The 628-nt window shown below is 43.1% G+C and carries 1 protein-coding gene; it reads right to left on the bottom strand.

Translation table 11 applies throughout. The features are described 5' to 3' along the window. On the bottom strand, positions 1–583 hold a 583-nt coding region (locus A3757_RS21625), incomplete at its 3' end, for an Ig-like domain-containing protein (protein WP_156506486.1). Positions 584–628: the final 45 nt, after the last annotated feature.

The following is a 628-nucleotide window of genomic DNA, read 5'->3' as shown; positions in this document are numbered from 1 at the left end:
TCAAGGTATCACTACCATAGAAATTTTCGTTTGGAGTATAAGTGAAGCTCGGTTCTATACCTTCCAATGTCCCGTTTGAGGGCGAGCCGATCAGATTGAAAGTGATTCCATCACCGTCATCATCCTGCCCAGAAAGAATAATTGGTAAGTTTGTATCTTCATCAGAGCTTAGGTTCTGAGCCTGTGCAATAGGCGCTCTATTCACGTTAACAATATTCAAACTAAATGATTTACTAGCACTTAACCCGTCCGTGTCACTAACAGTGATTGTGACAGAGTGAATACCAGCTTCATCATAGCTAGGTACCCATTGAATTAGGCCACTTGAATTGATGCTCATGCCAAGAGGCGCACTTTGTAGCGTGTAGGTAAGCTGATTGTTATCGGGGTCAACAGCATCCAAGCTATAGCTATAGGGTGTATTCTCTAGCCCATCATTTAAGCTCATCGTATTGATGACAGGCGCTCGGTTAGTATTCTGTACGTTGAGACTAAAGCTTTGTGTGTCTTGCAGGATACCATCTGTTACCGATACCGTAATCGGATATTCTGCANCTGCATAATAATCAGGTACCCACGACACAAGCCCCGTATTCGAATCATTATGCAGCTGCAGAATATCCGATTA

This window comes from Oleiphilus sp. HI0117, assembly GCF_001635235.1.
Note: the sequence above shows the minus strand (reverse complement) of the source record. Positions and strands in the feature narration are given on the sequence as shown.